This window comes from Actinoallomurus vinaceus, from assembly GCF_039542055.1.
GTDB classification, from domain to species: domain Bacteria; phylum Actinomycetota; class Actinomycetes; order Streptosporangiales; family Streptosporangiaceae; genus Actinoallomurus; species Actinoallomurus vinaceus.
Genome location: NZ_BAABHK010000016.1, coordinates 195,424 through 210,752, shown reverse-complemented (window position 1 = coordinate 210,752; position 15,329 = coordinate 195,424). Strand labels below are relative to the sequence as shown.

General features: G+C 71.3%; 10 protein-coding genes. 4 read left to right on the top strand and 6 right to left on the bottom strand.

Translation table 11 applies throughout. The annotated features are described in order from the left end of the window. Positions 1-238 precede the first annotated feature (238 nt). The gene (locus ABEA24_RS41435) at positions 239-1,177 is read left to right on the top strand and encodes a hypothetical protein (protein WP_345438978.1); all 939 of its coding nucleotides are present in this window, start codon (positions 239-241) and stop codon (positions 1,175-1,177) included. 252 nt (positions 1,178-1,429) lie between these two features. On the opposite strand, the gene ABEA24_RS41430 is transcribed toward ABEA24_RS41435, so the two are convergent. Beyond that, positions 1,430-2,137 carry a glycoside hydrolase family 16 protein gene (locus ABEA24_RS41430; protein ID WP_345438976.1) on the bottom strand — a complete coding sequence of 236 codons (708 nt, stop codon included), beginning with the start codon at positions 2,135-2,137 and terminating at the stop codon, positions 1,430-1,432. A 171-nt stretch (positions 2,138-2,308) separates the two neighbouring features. Here ABEA24_RS41430 and ABEA24_RS41425 point away from each other — a divergent pair, with 171 nt between their 5' ends. Beyond that, positions 2,309-3,103: a mechanosensitive ion channel family protein gene (locus tag ABEA24_RS41425; protein WP_345438974.1), complete on the top strand. Its 795-nt coding sequence runs from the start codon at positions 2,309-2,311 to the stop codon at positions 3,101-3,103. 168 nt (positions 3,104-3,271) lie between these two features. Here the strand turns inward: ABEA24_RS41425 and phoA are convergent, their stop codons facing one another. The 4 genes from phoA to pabB form a co-directional block, all read right to left on the bottom strand. Then, complete coding sequence (gene phoA / locus ABEA24_RS41420; RefSeq protein WP_345438972.1) at positions 3,272-4,630, bottom strand: alkaline phosphatase; 1,359 nt, start codon at positions 4,628-4,630, stop codon at positions 3,272-3,274. 235 nt (positions 4,631-4,865) lie between these two features. Beyond that, the gene (locus tag ABEA24_RS41415; RefSeq protein WP_345438970.1) at positions 4,866-6,149 is read right to left on the bottom strand and encodes a serine/threonine-protein kinase; all 1,284 of its coding nucleotides are present in this window, start codon (positions 6,147-6,149) and stop codon (positions 4,866-4,868) included. Between the two features lie 818 nt (positions 6,150-6,967). Beyond that, positions 6,968-9,691, bottom strand: a complete 2,724-nt coding sequence (locus ABEA24_RS41410) for a helix-turn-helix transcriptional regulator (RefSeq protein ID WP_345438968.1) — start codon at positions 9,689-9,691, stop codon at positions 6,968-6,970. A 117-nt stretch (positions 9,692-9,808) separates the two neighbouring features. Then, positions 9,809-12,394, bottom strand: coding sequence for an aminodeoxychorismate synthase component I (pabB, locus tag ABEA24_RS41405; RefSeq protein WP_345438966.1), 2,586 nt, complete (start codon positions 12,392-12,394; stop codon positions 9,809-9,811). 139 nt (positions 12,395-12,533) lie between these two features. On the opposite strand from pabB, the gene ABEA24_RS41400 reads away from it, so the two are divergent. Further along, the gene (locus ABEA24_RS41400; protein ID WP_345438964.1) at positions 12,534-13,145 is read left to right on the top strand and encodes an RNA polymerase sigma factor; all 612 of its coding nucleotides are present in this window, start codon (positions 12,534-12,536) and stop codon (positions 13,143-13,145) included. Further along, positions 13,142-14,137, top strand: coding sequence for a CU044_5270 family protein (locus ABEA24_RS41395; RefSeq protein WP_345438962.1), 996 nt, complete (start codon positions 13,142-13,144; stop codon positions 14,135-14,137). Before ABEA24_RS41400 ends, ABEA24_RS41395 begins: the two co-directional genes overlap by 4 nt. Positions 14,138-14,353: 216 nt before the next feature. Here ABEA24_RS41395 and ABEA24_RS41390 read toward each other — a convergent pair whose 3' ends face one another. Then, positions 14,354-15,262, bottom strand: coding sequence for a helix-turn-helix domain-containing protein (locus tag ABEA24_RS41390; protein WP_345438960.1), 909 nt, complete (start codon positions 15,260-15,262; stop codon positions 14,354-14,356). Positions 15,263-15,329 lie beyond the last annotated feature (67 nt).

The following is a 15,329-nucleotide window of genomic DNA, read 5'->3' as shown; positions in this document are numbered from 1 at the left end:
AGCCGATATAAGTAACTTGCCCTATTGCGCCCAATATCCACATATGTCCAGGTAGTGACGACTCCTGACAATCGTGTACGCCCGGTCCCTGACGCGTGAGCCTCCCGGCCATTGGAAGACGTTGCAAATGTTGGTCAAGAGTCAGAAACAAGCGATGAGCGAGCAGCCGTCATCATGTCGGCGCATGCTTTTCTAGGATCGGCGATCTTGCGACGGTAATTCATCACGGACATTAGCCATGTCCGCTATTGCCCGGGAGGGCTTGATGGGTTCTTCTGTTCGAATAGCCGGCGGTGTAGCGGCTGGCGTGCTTTCGGGCGCGGCACTGGCGGCGATGCCGTCGACGGCACAGGCGCAGCCGGCCGCGGAGCCGCACCGGGTCGTTACAGTGCCGTGCAGTGGCTCGGCGCTGGGTACTGCCGTCAAGGCGGCCAACGTGATCCCGGCCACGCTGCGACTCGCTCCGAAGTGCTCCTACAGGATCACCGCCACATTGACGGTCAGTGGGGACGTCGCCCTTCTCGGAGGGCCAGGCACGGCGATCACACCGGCAACGGCTTTCACCGGGCGTCTCCTCGACGTCACCAGCACCGGCAAGCTCAGTGTTCGAGGGATCTCCATCCTGAGCGGCACGGGCAACAGCGGGGACGAGGGCATCGGCATCCGCAACGCCGGCAACCTGGTGCTGAACTTCGTCACCATAAGCGGCAACACGGCCAACAACGGCAGCGGCGCCGGCTTGTCCAATCTCCAGAACGCCACTGCGTCGATCGCCCATACCCTCATCGTCGGGAACAACGCCACCGGAAGCTCTGCTGCCAGTACCGGCAGGGGCGGCGGCATCATCAACGGGGGCAACCTCACGATCACCGACAGTCGCCTATTCGCCAACACCGTCGAAGACGGCGGTGGCGCCATAGACACACTGCCGACCGGCACCACGCATATCGTTCAAAGCACTCTCGACCACAACGTCGCCGCAGGGAGCGGTGGCGGCGTCTTCAATTCCGGCACCACCTCGCTCGACCACACCCTCATCGTACGCAACCACGCCGACGTGAGCGGCGGCGGGATCTTCCAGAACAGCGGCACCATCACGGTGAACCAGTCGATCACCAACGACAACACACCCGACAACTGTGCCCCTCCGAACTCCGTTCCGGGCTGCACCGGGTGACATCTCTGAGGTGACACGAATCAAGCAGACAGCAGTCTGAGCGGGTGGCGGGGACACCCTCGGCGACTTCCGGTCTCACGTGGATGGACCAGAAGTGCACCAGCGGCGAAACGAGGACCCGGATCCATTACGGTCCGGGTCCTCTTGCATGTGGCAATCGGAAGAAGCGCCCGTGGAGGACAACGGCCGCCCGCGCGGCAATTTACCGGAATTACTACGGTTTCGGCTGGCACGGGCGGCCACGCACGGGGCTCAGCGATACACGCGGACGTAGTCGACCTGGAGCGTCGAAGTCCTCCAGGCGGGCGCCGGCTTACCGGCCGCTCCGCCGACCGCCACGTTGAGGATGATGTCCGACCAGGAGCCGGCGGGCACCTTGTATGCCTTGGTGGCGTACGTCTTGCCGTCGACGAGGAACGTCACCTTGCCCGCCCGGTATCTGGCCTCATAGACGTGCCACTTCGTGGCGTCCAGGCCACCGTAGGCCCCGCCCGCGCCCGAGCTGGAGGTGTGGACGTGGTACTCCGGAGTCCAGCCGCCGTCCAGACCGTTCTCCATGAGGTCGATCTCGCCGTACTTCGGCCACTGGGCCTCGGGCCGGCCAAGGGTCCAGATCGCGGGCCAGGCGCCCCGCTGGGCACGGCTCATCCGCGCGCGCACCTTCATGTCTCCGGTGGTGAACGTGAACCTGGAGGCGAGGCGCGCCGAGGTGTACGCGCGGTTCTGATACCTCTGCTTGAGCGCGGAGATGGTCAGCACGCCGTTCTTGACGGCGGCGTTCTTACCGCTGGTCGTGTAGCACTGCAGCTCCTGGCCATTTCCCCAGCCGCAGCCGGTCTGCCGGGTCCACTTGGCCAGGCCGCCCTTGAACTCCTCGGCGAACACCAGGCTCGATGCATGTGCGGGCACTGCCGGAATCAGAGCGCTCATCATGACGCCCGCGGCGATGGTTCGCCTCATCTCTCTCCTCCGGGGAAAGGAAGATCATCTTCGCCGATGATCTTCGCAGCCTGATTCCGTCCGGGTGGCGCGAATGATCCGAATGACGGTGATGATCAGTGGCGAACCCATATCCCCCACTCGGTACGGTTGGCGGACGACGACTGGAACGCGTTCGTGAAGGGGATGCGGGTGAACGAGCTACACCTGGCCGAACAGATGGCCAAGGTGCGGACCCGGGCTCGGCCGTGGCGTTCGATCTTCGCGGCGGTGCTGGCCGTCCTCGCGATGGCCGGGTCGATCCTCGCCCGGCAGCAGGCCCGGGCGCCCGGTCAGCGGCTGCCGTGGCAGATGGCCGCGGTCGGCTGCGCGGTGGTGTTCTGCATACTGGCCTTCTCCGCGACGCTCGGGCTGTCCGGCCGGGTGCGGGACCTCATGCTGCCCCGGATCGGCAACAGCCACGCCACGATGGTGCGGCTCGTCCTGGTCCTCGTCGGCGGCCTGACCACTCTCGTGCTCACGTTGCAGCTCTTCGGCCTGCCCGTCGGGCAGCTCGTGCTCGGCGGCGCCCTGACCGGGGTACTCGTCGGAATCGCGGCGCAGCAGACGCTCGCCAACCTCTTCGCGGGCATCATCCTCCTGCTGTCCAGACCCTTCATCGTGGGCGAGGAGGTACGGCTGTCGTCGGGCCCCCTGGGCGGGGAGTTCCAGGGCACGGTCCTGGAGATCGGACTGACGTACGTCCGGCTCCAGGCCGATGACGGTGACTACCACCTGCCGAACGCCCAGATCCTTTCCGCCGCCGTCGGCCCGCCGACCGCCACCGAACCCGAGACGACGGTGCCCCCGGGGGCCGCGGCCGACCCGGGCCCTGCCGCCGGCGCGGTGGCGGGGGCGGAGGCCGTGGCCGGAGCGGAGGCCGTGGCGCAGGCGGGCACGGAGGGCGATGCACAGGGTCACGGCGGAGGGCCGGCCGCCCAGCGGTGACCGGCCTCGGCACCCGAGCCCGCCTCCACTGACGGTCTCAGTGATCGACCGCCGAAAGACGGCCTCCCGGGCATCAAAGGGACTCCCGATGCTCGGGAATCCGTCTGAATCGTCCCGAACGGCGAAGGGCCGGCCACCGCACGGTGGCCGGCCCTTGCAAGGGGTGACTCAGTGGCGCACGCCGAGCGCTCGGCTCAGCGTGTGGAACAGGTCGGTCTGGTCGGTGACCCCGACGACGTTCGCGGCCTGCGGGCCCTGGGCGGCGATCCGGACCTCGGTGCCGGTGTGCTCCTGCGACTGGCCCGGGGTGTTGGTCGCGTAGTTGATCTTCATGTTGCTGCCGTCGGCCGTGATCAGCGTCGCCGTCTGACCAGGGCTCTGGGCCTCGAGCGGGATGATCTGGCTGGTGTGCCCGTGGTCGGCGGTGACGACGACGAGGGTGTCCCGGTGGTGGCGGGCGTAGTCGAGAGAGGCCTGCACCGCCCGGTCGAACTCGACGTTCTCCCCGATCTGGCCGCACGGGTTCGCGGCGTGGTCCTGCTTGTCGATCGAGGCACCCTCGATCTGCAGGAAGAAGCCCTTCTTGCCGCGCTTGGACTGCGCGTCGAGGAGACTGATCGCCTTGTTGGCCATGTCGCGCAGGTGCGGGCCGCTGAACTGGGCGTTCGGGGTGCACTTGGCGGGGTCGGTCCCGCCGACCTTGGCGAGCGGACCGGTCCACTCCAGCGGCATGTTGCCGTCGGCGAACAGCCCGAGCACCTTCTTGCCCGGCTTCGCGGCGGCGAGGCCGGCGGCGTCGCTGACGACGTTGTAGCCCGCGGCGGCGGCCTGGTCCAGGACGGTCTTGCCCTGGAACTGACCCGCCTTGATCGTCTGCGCGAAGCGCGCCTTGCCGCCACCGAAGTAGACGTCGGCGCCGGTCTGCACCTGCTGCTCGGAGATCGAGCCCGGCCCGCCGTTCACCTTGTCCTGCTGCGGGCACTTGGCCATGTCGGCCGGGCCCTCACAGGACCGGTCGGCGACGTGCGCGGACAGGACCGCCGGGGTCGCGTCGCCCAGCTCCGCCGTGGTGACGTCGCCGGTGCGGAACCCGGCCTTCTTGGCCAGCTCCAGGACGGTCGGCTGCGGCTTGCCGTCGGGCGTCACCGAGATCGCGCCGTTGTAGGTCTTGTGCCCGGTGGCCCAGCCGCTTCCGCTGGCGGCGGAGTCGGTGACGTAGTCCGGCTTGCTCGGGTCGCTCTTGTTCACGGCGTACGTGGTGTACTCGCCGGTCAGCGGCAAGGTGTCCAAGGCCAGCCGCCCTGCGGCGCCCTTGGCGTAGTTACGGGCGATCGTGATCTCCGAGTCGCCCATGCCGTCACCGATGAGCAGGATGACGTTGCGGGCCTTGCCGCCCTTGATCGCGGAACGGACGGCGTCGGTACGGTCGCCGCCGGACGCGAAGGTCGGCATGGCCGCCGCAGTCAGCGCACCGACGGCCAGCGCCGCGATGGCACCCCGGCGGATCAGCCTCGACGATGAGGTCATGTGACGGTCTCTCCTCAGCAAATAAATCGCAAAATCCCCTGCTTGCGGGGGATACGCCATCAGGCCGGGATGGCGGCGTAAGCCGCGAGAGGTGACGGAGGGGTGAACGCGAGGCGAACTCCTCCGGCGGCCATAGACGGCGACCGGGCCGACGTCACCACCGGCCCCCACGCCGACGACCAGCGGGAACGCCGAGCCGCCGATCAGGACGCCGATCAGGACGCCGGGCGCCCGATCAGTGGTGCTTACCGCCCCCGTGCTTCTTCCGGTGTGTTGCGGGGCGTTTGGAATGCTTCGGCTTGACCGTGGGGTGGGGGGCCGGCTTCCGGTGGACGGTCGGCGACGGGTGCGAGATCACGGGAGCGGCCGGCCCCGAGGACGACGGGGTCGGGCGGTGCGGGCTCGTCGGCCGGGCGAACCATCCCACTCCCCCGGCCAGCAGCGCGATCGCCAGGCCGCCGACCGCCAGCGGGAGCGCCCGGCTTCGCCGAGCCGGCTCGTCGGGCACCGGTACGGACAGGATCTGCGTCGAGCCGCCGACCGGATACCCCGGGCCGCCGACGGGGTGCTTCGGCCCACCGGCCGGATCCCCCGGTCCGCCGGACGGCCCCATCCCCGGGAACGACGCCGACCCGGGCAAGGGCGGCATCGGGACGCCGTCCAGCCGGGTTCCGCCCGCCACCGTCACCCCGGGGTCGGCCCGCAGCCGGGCGGCCCGGTCGGCGACGGCCACCGCGCCGGCGGGCCGCATCGCCGGGTCCTTCGTCGTCAGCGCGAGGATGAGGTCGCGGACGCCGGACGGCACGGACGGGGGCAGGGCCGGAAGGGGCGCGTCACGGTGCGCGAGCAGCACGGCGGTCGGCGGTCCCTCGTACGGCGGCCGGCCGGTGAGCATCTCGTACGCGATGATGCCCAGCGCGTACAGGTCGGTGGCCGCCGTCGCCTGCCGGCCCGTGGCCTGCTCGGGCGCCAGGTACAGCGGCGTGCCCATGAGCATGCCGGTCCGCGTCAGCGGGATGGCGTCCACGGCGCGGGCGATCCCGAAGTCGGTGATCTTGATGGAGCCGTCGCGGCCGACCAGGAGGTTCCCGGGCTTGACGTCACGGTGCACGAGCCCGGCGGCGTGCGCCACGGCCAAGGCGGCCGCCGCCGAGCCGAGGACCTCAAGCACGCGGTCGAGGTCCATCGGCGCGTCCCGGGCGATCGTCGCCGCGAGAGACTCGCCCTCCACGTACTCCATGACGAGGTACGGCGGCTCGTCTCCCCGACCCTCGTCGTAGTCGAAGACCTGGGCGATACCGGGATGGGACAGGGCCGCGGCGTTCTGCGCCTCCCGGCGGAACCGGTCGCGGAACTCGGCGCTGTCGGCGTACTCGCCGCGCAGGAGCTTGACCGCGACCGGACGGCCGAGCGCGGTGTCCTCGGCGCGCCAGACCTCCCCCTGCCCACCGACGGCGATGCGCTCGACCAACCGGTAACGGTCGCCGAGGACCGTGCTGGGGCCGAATGTCATAGTCATCGTTCGCGCCACGATACAGACACAGAGCGCCATGAATCACCCGGTCGAGCTCGGGCCGGTGCGCGCCGGGCGCGTCGCCGGAGGTCACCGGTGTCCCGGCCCCGAACGCGCGTCAGGGGCGTCCCGATGGCTCGGGGCGCCCCTGGCGTGTGCCGGGAAGCCCGGCGATCTCTAGTCCGACTTGTTCCGAGGGCACGAGTTGGGGACCCCGCCCTCGGATCTGCGCTTGCGAGGACGACGTTAGCGATGGTGACGCCGGGCACTCCTGAGTACCAGCGACTCATCTTCCGGCGGACCGATACGCGCCGATTGAGTCGCAGAGACCACGCGAATGAGCAACCGAACGCCGGACGGGGCTGTGACCTCCCCATGGGAATGACCCGATGTCTCGCGGTAAACGTTAGTGATCCTCACTAAGACGCGCTTGAGCCGCAGGACCTAATTCCCGCCGGGACTCCGGGTCCCCCGCGTCGGCAGGGACCCGACGCCGCCCGGCTCCGACACGTCCCAGCTCCCCCACGCACGGCCCGCCGGACACTCGCTCGGCCGAAGCCACGCGAGTCACGTGTCCTCCCCGCGCGGTCGCTCGGCCGGGTCACGCGTCCACCCCGGGCGCTCGGCCGGCCGACGCCGTACGGGTCACACGTCCACCCCGGGCGCTCGGCCGGCCGACGCCGTACGGGTCACTCGCCCACCCCGGAAACCCGCCCGGCCGACGCCGCTCGGATCATGCGCCGGCTGGGCGCTCGACCGGCCGAGATCGCACGGATGACACGTCCGCCGAGTGGTCGCTCGGCCGGAGGCCGTTTGGTCGCGCGTCAGCCGAGCGTGCTCAGGTCCAGCTCGCTCAGCTCACTGCGCGAACCGACGCCGAGCTTGGGGAACGCCCGGTACAGGTGGTTGCCGACCGTACGCGGGCTCAGGAACAGCTGGGCCCCGATCTCCCGGTTCGACAGGCCCGCCGCCGCCAGCCGTACGACCTGGCTCTCCTGCGGGCTCAGCAGGCCGGCCGGACCGGGGGTAGCGGAGACGGCGTCCTCGCCGGAGGCGCGAAGCTCGGCGCGGGCGCGCTCGGCCCACGGCGCCGCCCCGAGGTGATCGAACATCTCGAAGGCCGCGCGGAGGTGTTCGCGCGCCTCGGCGCGGCGCCGTTTCCGGCGGAGCCACTCCCCGTAGAGGAGCTCGGCGCGGGCGTGCTGGAAGGGCTGGTCGGGGATCACCTCATGCCCGTAGAGGCGCACCGCCTCCGCGTAGTAACGCTCGGCCTCGTCGTCCGGGACGAGCAGTGCCCGGCACCGGGCCACCACCGCCGCGGACCACGGCCGCCCGATCGCGGTGGCCCAGCGGTCGAGCCGGTACATCGGCTCCTCGGCGTAGTCCGGCAGTCCGGCGCGGGCCGCCGCCTCGATCACCTCGGGGGCGGCGTACAGCGCGACGGTCTGGTGCCGGCGGCCTCCGTTCCAGATCGGGCCGAGTCGTTGGAAGGCCGGCAACGGACGGCGGCGGCCGAGGTGCAGCAGGCCCGACGCCCATGACGCCATCACCCGGCCGGCCTCGCCCGCCCCCTCGGCGCCCCGGACCAGCCGGTCGCAGAGCTCGTCGTCACCCTTGATCGCCGCCAGCCAGGCCACGACCCCGCCGAGGTACTCGACGCGGTGGGCCTGCCCGATGTCGCGTGCGACGTCGAGGGCCTCGGCGGCGGCCGAGGCGGCCTCGTCGAGCCGGCTGCGCAGCATGTGGGACTGGGCGAGCAGCGCGAGCGCCTGCGGCAGTACCCCGATCAGGCCGTGCTCGCGGCAGTGGGTGACGGCCGCGGCCGCCAGCTCGACGGCGCTCACCTCGTCGCCCATCATGAGGCTCAGGGACACGGCGAGCAGGCGCTGGTCCATGTCGTCGTCGGGCGCCGCGCGCAGGGACGCGACCGCGTCCCGGACCGAGCCGAGGTCGTCGACGACCTCGTCCGCCAGCACGGACGCGACGGTGCTCATTCCGCGCGCGACCCTGTCCTCGCCGATCTCCCGCAGGCCGTCGACGACGGCCGAGGCGAGTTCGGCGTCGCCGGCGAACGACGCGTTCCGGCCGGCCTGGTGCAGCATGCGGGCGGCGCCCGTCGCGTCGACGGCCCCGAGCCGCCGGGCTCCCTCGACCATGATGCGCCCGGCGCAGCCCGGAGACCCCCGCTCGAACTCGACCGAGGCGCGAACGCGGTCGATGCGTGCGCGGGCCCTCGCGTCGTCGGCGAACGGCAGGGCCTGGTCGGCCAGGGCCGTCGCCCGGCCGAACTGCCCGGCCTGGATCGCGAGCTCCGCCGCGGACGACAGCCGGCAGGCCGCGCGGCGGGGGTCCGAGGTGAGCTCCGCGGCGCGTTCGTACGCCGCCGACGCCACCGCCGCGCCCTGGCGCTTCTGCGCCCGGCGGGCGACGATCTCCAGTTCGTCGGCGACCTGGTCGTCCGGCCTGGTCGCGGCGGCGGCCAGATGCCACGCCCGCCGGTCGGCGTCCTCGGGCCGCTCCAGGACGCCGGCGATCGCCCGGTGCGCGGCGACCCGCCGGGCGTACGGCGCGCACTGGTACGCGGCCGCCCGGATCAGCGGGTGCCGGAACGCCACTGTGGTCGTCGACACGTGGAGCAGGCCGGCCCGTTCCACCGCCTCGAGGTCTGCAGGGGTGGCACCCAGCCGCTCGGCCGCGCGCAGCACCACCGCGACGTCTCCGGTGTCGTCGGCGGCGGCGGCGAGCAGCATGGCCCGCGCCGCCTCGGGGAAGCCGTTGATCTGCCGCTGGAACGCCTCCTCCACCCGGCTCGACGGGGGCGCCCCGTCGACCGCGAACGCGAGGGGTCCCAGCCGGCCGGATCGCTGGTCAGGGGTGAGCATGTTCGGCAGTTCGATGAGCGCGAGCGGGTTGCCGGCCGCCTCCTGGAGAATGCGCTGGCGGACCTGCGGGTCCAGGTCCCCGGCGTACTGCGCGAGCAGGTCCTCGGCCGCCTCCGGGGTGAGCCGGCCGAGCCGCAGCTCCGGGAGGTCCGTGCCGGTCAGCGCGGGCGCGTCGTCCCGTACGGCGAAGATCATCGCGACGGCGTCGGCCTCCAGACGCCGCGCGGCGAACGTCAGCGCGTCGGTCGAGGCGCCGTCGAGCCACTGCGCGTCGTCGATCAGGCAGAGGACGGGACGGTCGTCGCCGAGGTCGGACAGCAGGGTCAGCACCGCGAAGCCGATGAGGAACCGGTCACGGACCGACGCCTCGCCGAGCCCGAACGCGCTGCGCAGCGCCTCGGCCTGCGTGGGAGGCAGCCGGTCGACGCGGTCGAGCACAGGCCGCAGGAGAAGCTGCAGCGCGGCGAACGGGAGTTCGCTCTCCGACTCGACCGCCCGTACCTGAAGCACCCGCATCCGGGACGCCTCGGCGGCGGCGTGCGCCAACAGGACCGACTTGCCGATGCCCGCCGCGCCACGCACGACCAGCGCCCCGCTCCGTCCGGACCGGGCCGCGTCCAAGAGCCGCGAGATCTCCCGCTGCTCCCCCGAACGTCCGTACAGCATCGACCTCTCCCGGCAGTTGCGCGCCTATGGACTCAAAGGTCACGGCCGTTGCTGTGATCTTAACGATCAGTTATAGGAAGTGGTGGGATTTCGCCTCATACGGCGGATCTCGATGACTCAATCGGAACCCATGGCGGTACTCAAGCCGAGAGCGGCTGCCATCGCCCGCGACTTCACCAGCGTCTCCTCGAACTCCGCGGCGGGATCGGACGCCGCGACGATCGCACCGCCCACGCCGAAGCCGACCATCTCGGGCGTGATCACGATCGTACGGATGACCATGCCCAGGTCCACAGCACCGCTGAGGGAGAACCAGCCGAGCACGCCGGAGTACACGCCGCGCGGCCCCTCCTCCAGCCGGTCGATGATCTCCATGGTGCGCAGCTTCGGCGCACCGGTCATCGACCCGCCCGGGAACGCCGCCCGTACGCAGTCCACCGCCGAAATCCCGGGCCGCAACGTGCCCCGGACGGTCGACACCAGCTGATGCACCGGGGCGTACGACTCGACCGCGAACAGGCGCGGGACGTGGACCGAGCCGACCTCGCAGACGGTGCCCAGGTCGTTGCGCACCAGGTCGACGATCATCAGATTCTCCGCGCGGTCCTTCGCGCTGTCGCGCAGTTCGCGGCGGAGCGCCGCATCCTCCTCCGGCGTTGCGCCGCGCGGCCGCGTGCCCTTGATCGGTTTGGACTCCACGACCCGGTCGGCGCCGACGGTCAGGAAGCGCTCCGGCGAGGCGCTGAGCACCGCGACGCCCGGGAAGTCCAGCAGCGCGCCGTACGGCACGGGACTGATCCGGCGCAGGAACCCGTACGTGCGCAGCGGATCGACGGACACCCGGGTGACGGCCATGTTGGTCAGGCAGATCTCGTACGACTCGCCGTCGCGGATCTCCTGGTGACACTCGGCGATCCGCTTGAGATAGGCCTCCTCACCGTGCCGCAGCACGTACGGCACGGCCGGCACATGATCCGGCGTGGACAGCACCCGGCCTGGTACGGACCGCATTCGGTCCGCCGCGGACGGCCCGCCATCAGCTGCGGACGACGCGCCATCAGGTACACGCGGCACGCCATCAGCTGCCGACGGCGCACGATCAGCTGCGGACGGCATGCGGTCAGGCGCGGACGGCGCAGCATCAGCTGCCGAGGGCAGACGATCAGCTGCGGACGGCGCGCGATCAGGTGCGGACGTCCGGCGTACGCCGCCGACTGGCAGGAGGCGGAGCCGGGCCTCGGTGGCGTCGAGCCACGCCGCGGCGCGCGGGTCGTCGCCGCCCTCGCCGAGGCACAGCAGGAAGCAGGAATCCTCCTCGTGGTCGATCACGACGGCGCGATCGGCGAAGAGCAGGGCGGCGTCCGGCGTCGGAGCGTCGTACACGTCGGCGCCGCCGGTCTCGGCCTTCAGCTCGTAGCCGAGATAGCCGACGTAGCCGAGGGCGAAGTCGAACGGCAGGCGCTCGTCCGGAGGCAGGGCGCGCTCCCGGAGCCGGGCGTCGAGGTAGTCGAGGAACGGCCCGGGGGCGAGCTCGACGGGCCGGTCCGGGCGGTGCACGCGTACGGTGCGCTCACGCGTCCGGTACGTGACGAACTCCGCGAGCGGCCCGGTGCCGTCACCCATGATCGAGAAGCGTGACCCGACCCCGGCTCCGGCCGCCCCGTCCAGCCAGAAGCTCCGCGAACGGCCGGCGAACAACTCACGGTAAGCGGTCTCCGGATCGGGCGCCCGATCGAGCCGCCGCACCTCGAGCCGGTACGGCGGCTCGGACCGGGAACGGACGGCATCCCCCGGGACCGCCTCAGACCGGGGCCCGGCGGTCCCCTCCGGAGCCACCTCAGACCGGGACCCGGCGGGATCTCCCGGGATCGACTCGGACCCGGCCTCAGCGGCACGCCCCGAAGCCACCTCGGATCCGGACGCGGCGACGTCTCCCGGGACCGCCTCAGACCCGGCCCCGGCGACACCTCCCGGAGCCACCTCGGATCGGGGCGCGGCGGCGACCGCCGGAGCCGACTCGAGCCCGGAGCGGGCGGCGAACGCCGGAACCGCCTCGGGCCGGGCCTCGGCGGCGGCCGCCGAGGCCGGCTCGGCACCGGGCGGGGCGGCGGCCGGTCCCGGCCCGGGCCGAGGAGGGCCGCTGAGGTCGCGGAAGTTGGCGAGCAGTTCGCGGCCGTACTCGGTGCCGATCGACTCGGGGTGGAACTGCACGCCCCACAGCGGCCGCGTCCGGTGGCGTACCCCCATGAGCACCCCGTCGGCCGTCCAGGCGGTGGCCTCGAACTCCTCCGGCAGCGAGGTCACGGCCAGCGAGTGGTACCGCACGGCCGTGAACGGCGACGGAAGCCCGGCGAACACGCCCTGCCCGGTGTGGTGGATCGCGGACGGCCGGCCGTGCACGGGCTCCGGAGCGTGCTCGACCACGCCGCCGAGTAGCTCACACATTCCCTGGTGGCCGAGGCACACGCCGAGCAGGGGCAGGTCCCACTCACGGATCGGGCGGGCGCTCACCCCGAAATCCCGCTCGCGATCCGGGCGTCCGGGACCGGGTGAGATGACGACGTTGTCGAAGTCGCGGGGGTCCAATGCCGCCCAGTCGACGTCGTTGCGTACGACCACCGGCGGCCGTCCGTTCACCTCGGCCAGCAGGTGGAAGAGGTTGTAGGTGAAGGAGTCGAAATTATCGATCAGCAGTGTTCGCATCGAGACTCCGGAACCCCCTGTTCAGTCGCATGGTATGCGGTGCCGCACATGGGTGGCGTCCGCTGGAGCCGGGTGGGAACTCGTCCGGGCGATCCGGGTGATAGCGGGTGACCATGGTCCACACGAGACCGGAGACCGGATGAGAACAGAGCCGTACGGGGCCGCGACAGCGGGGCGGAGTATCGACGACGCCACGCTGATCGAGCGGTCCCTGCGAGATCCCGAGGCGTTCGCGCAGTTGTACGACCGCCATGCCCCGCACATCCATCGTTACGTGACCCGCAGGCTCGGGGCGGGAGCCGCCGACGACGTGGTGGCCGACACGTTCCTCGACGCATTCCGGCAGCGCGGCCGGTACCGCTCCGACCGGGCGGACGCCCGGCCGTGGCTGTACGGCATCGCCGCGAACCTCATCGGGAGGCACCGCCGCGCGGAGACGCGGATGCTCCAGGCGTGCGCCCGGGCGGGGATCGACCCGGTCGCGGAGAGCTACGCCGACCGCGTCGACGACCAGGTGGCCGCCGCGGCCGTACGGCGGCCGGTCGCCCGGGCGCTCGCCGCCCTGTCCCCGAAGTACCGCGAGGTCCTGCTGCTCATCGCCTGGGCCGACCTGTCATACGAGGAGACCGCCGAGGCGCTCGGGATCTCGATCGGGACGGTCCGGTCGCGGCTGCACCGGGCCCGCAAGAAGGTGCGCGAGGCGCTCGGCGGACAGGACCCCACATCCAGCATTGAGGAGATCGGCAAATGAACGACCTGGATCTGGTTCGCGAGATGCGCGCTGACGCCCCGGAGCCGTCGGCCGACCAGCTCGCCGGCGGACGGCGACGCCTGCACGCCGCCATCCACTCCCCGGCCGCGTCCGCGGCACGCTCGCGGCCCGCCCTGTTCCGGCGGCCCGCGCTCCTCGCCGGCGGCCTGGCCGTCACCGCCGCGGCCGCCGCCGTCGCAGCGACGGCCGGCGGATCCGGGCCGGACGGCCATGTCACCACCCGGCCGTCGCCGCTCCGGCTGACCGCGGCCACCGAGGTGCTGAACAAGGCCGCGCAGACCGTCGAGAAGCAGCCAGAGCCGGTGCTCAAGCCACACCAGTGGATCTACTACAAGTTCTCCCAATACGGCCGCGGCGCCGGCGTGAAGACCGATGAGTCGTGGGAGCGGCTGGACGGTATGCAAGATGCCGACGTCATGGGCTCAAAGGTCGTCGTCCATCGGAAGGACAAGGCGGCCGAGCCGAAGGAGGACACACCTCTCGGGGCGTACCAACTGCTCGCCTCGTTGCCCACCGATCCCCACGCCATGCTCGCGACCCTCTACGACAAGGTCGGGTCCAAGCCGGGCTCTCCGGGTTCGAGCCGAGATGAGCGGGCGTTCGAGAACATCCAGCAACTGCTGTGGAACTCCGAAGCGGGTGCCCCGCCGCGCATCCAGGCGGCGCTCTACCGGGCCCTGGCGCAACTACCCGGCGTCAAGGTCCAGGCCAACGTCGAGTACGCGCCCGGGCGAACGGCCATTGGCGTCTCCGACCGGCCGGACTCCGCACTGCTTCTGGACCCGAAGACCTACCGGATGATCGGCTCGGCGTACATCAGCACCGGAGCCCGTCAGTCCAAGGCGCGTACCCGGGATGGAGCGCTGAAGAAGGGATACTCCCCAGATCTCCCGGTCCAGCCCGCCGGCACCGTCCTTTCCGCCGTCTTCCGCAGCACAGTGACCTTCGTCAGCGCTCCTGGCAACCGCTGACCGGCGACTCGTTCGGAAAGGCGTCGTCACCGCCGTCACGTACGACAGCGGGACCGACATGGAGCGCTCGGTCGTCCAGCACTGGGACGGCCGGGCCTGGCGAACGGTCGGCCCGACCGGTGACAATCAGAACCTTCGGCGGTCCAGGCCGGTCGCACGTGGGTCGACTCCGTCACCGGCTACGTCCGCGGCAACGTGAAGTGGAAGTCGACCTGATCAGGTCTCGCGGAGGATCCGATGCAGGATCTTCACCGAGGCGTTCGGCGGCTCGGCCTCGATCACGACGCGGTTGAGCACGTGCCAGTAGTGGTCGACGTCCGCGGTCTTCGTGGCGTAGACGGCGTTGGTGAGCTGCTCGAGGTAGACGACGTCGTGGATGTCGTCCTCGGGGAAGCGCAGCAGCGTGATCGGGCCGCCGGCCGCCGCGTGGCCGCCCGCGCTGAACGGCATGACCTCGATCGTCACGTTGGGCAGCTCCGCCACGTCGATGAGGTGGCGGAGCTGGGCCCGCATGGTCGCCGCGCCGCCGATGGGGCGGCGCAGCGCCGCCTCGTCGATGACGGCCCAGAGCTTGGGCGGGTTGGGCCGGTCCAGCAGGAGCCGCTGCCGCTTCATCCGCAGCGCGACGCGACGGTCGATGGTGGTCTCGGAGTGGTCGCCGTGGGCGAGGCGGACGACGGCTCGGGCGTAGTCGGGCGTCTGCAGCAGGCCGGGGACGAACTGCACCTCGTAGGTGCGGATGACGCTGGCGGCCTGCTCCAGCCCGAGGTAGTCCTCGAACCAGCGGGGGACGACGTCGGCGTACTCCCGCCACCACGGCGGCGCGGTGGCCAGTTCGGCGAGGGTCAGCAGGGTCATGCGCTCGGCCTCGTCCTCCACGCCATAGAGGGTGAGCAGCTCGGCGACGTCACGCTGCTTGAAACCCCGCCGCCCCAGCTCCAGGCGGCTGATCTTGGAGTGCGACGCGTGGATCGCCGCTCCGGCGCTCTGGCAGGTGAGGCCCCGGGCCTCGCGCAGCCGGCGCAGCTGGGCGCCGACGAGCATCCGCAGCACCGTGGGGCCGGCCTGACGATAGGCCAGCAGAGCGCTGCCGGCCACGCCACCGCCGAGGGGGACAGTGACCATGCCGCCTCTCCGCTCCACAGTCGTCGCCGACATTGATCGCGTTCGAAGCCTCTCACGATAGCCTCGG

Coding starts and splice junctions, on each gene's coding strand:
- ABEA24_RS41435 (WP_345438978.1), top strand. CDS start 239: ATGTCCGCTATTGCCCGGGAGGGCTTGATGGGTTCTTCTGTTCGAATA.
- ABEA24_RS41430 (WP_345438976.1), bottom strand. CDS start 2,137: ATGAGGCGAACCATCGCCGCGGGCGTCATGATGAGCGCTCTGATTCCG.
- phoA (WP_345438972.1), bottom strand. CDS start 4,630: ATGACCTCATCGTCGAGGCTGATCCGCCGGGGTGCCATCGCGGCGCTG.
- ABEA24_RS41415 (WP_345438970.1), bottom strand. CDS start 6,149: ATGACTATGACATTCGGCCCCAGCACGGTCCTCGGCGACCGTTACCGG.
- ABEA24_RS41410 (WP_345438968.1), bottom strand. CDS start 9,691: ATGCTGTACGGACGTTCGGGGGAGCAGCGGGAGATCTCGCGGCTCTTG.
- pabB (WP_345438966.1), bottom strand. CDS start 12,394: ATGCGAACACTGCTGATCGATAATTTCGACTCCTTCACCTACAACCTC.
- ABEA24_RS41400 (WP_345438964.1), top strand. CDS start 12,534: ATGAGAACAGAGCCGTACGGGGCCGCGACAGCGGGGCGGAGTATCGAC.
- ABEA24_RS41395 (WP_345438962.1), top strand. CDS start 13,142: ATGAACGACCTGGATCTGGTTCGCGAGATGCGCGCTGACGCCCCGGAG.
- ABEA24_RS41390 (WP_345438960.1), bottom strand. CDS start 15,262: ATGGTCACTGTCCCCCTCGGCGGTGGCGTGGCCGGCAGCGCTCTGCTG.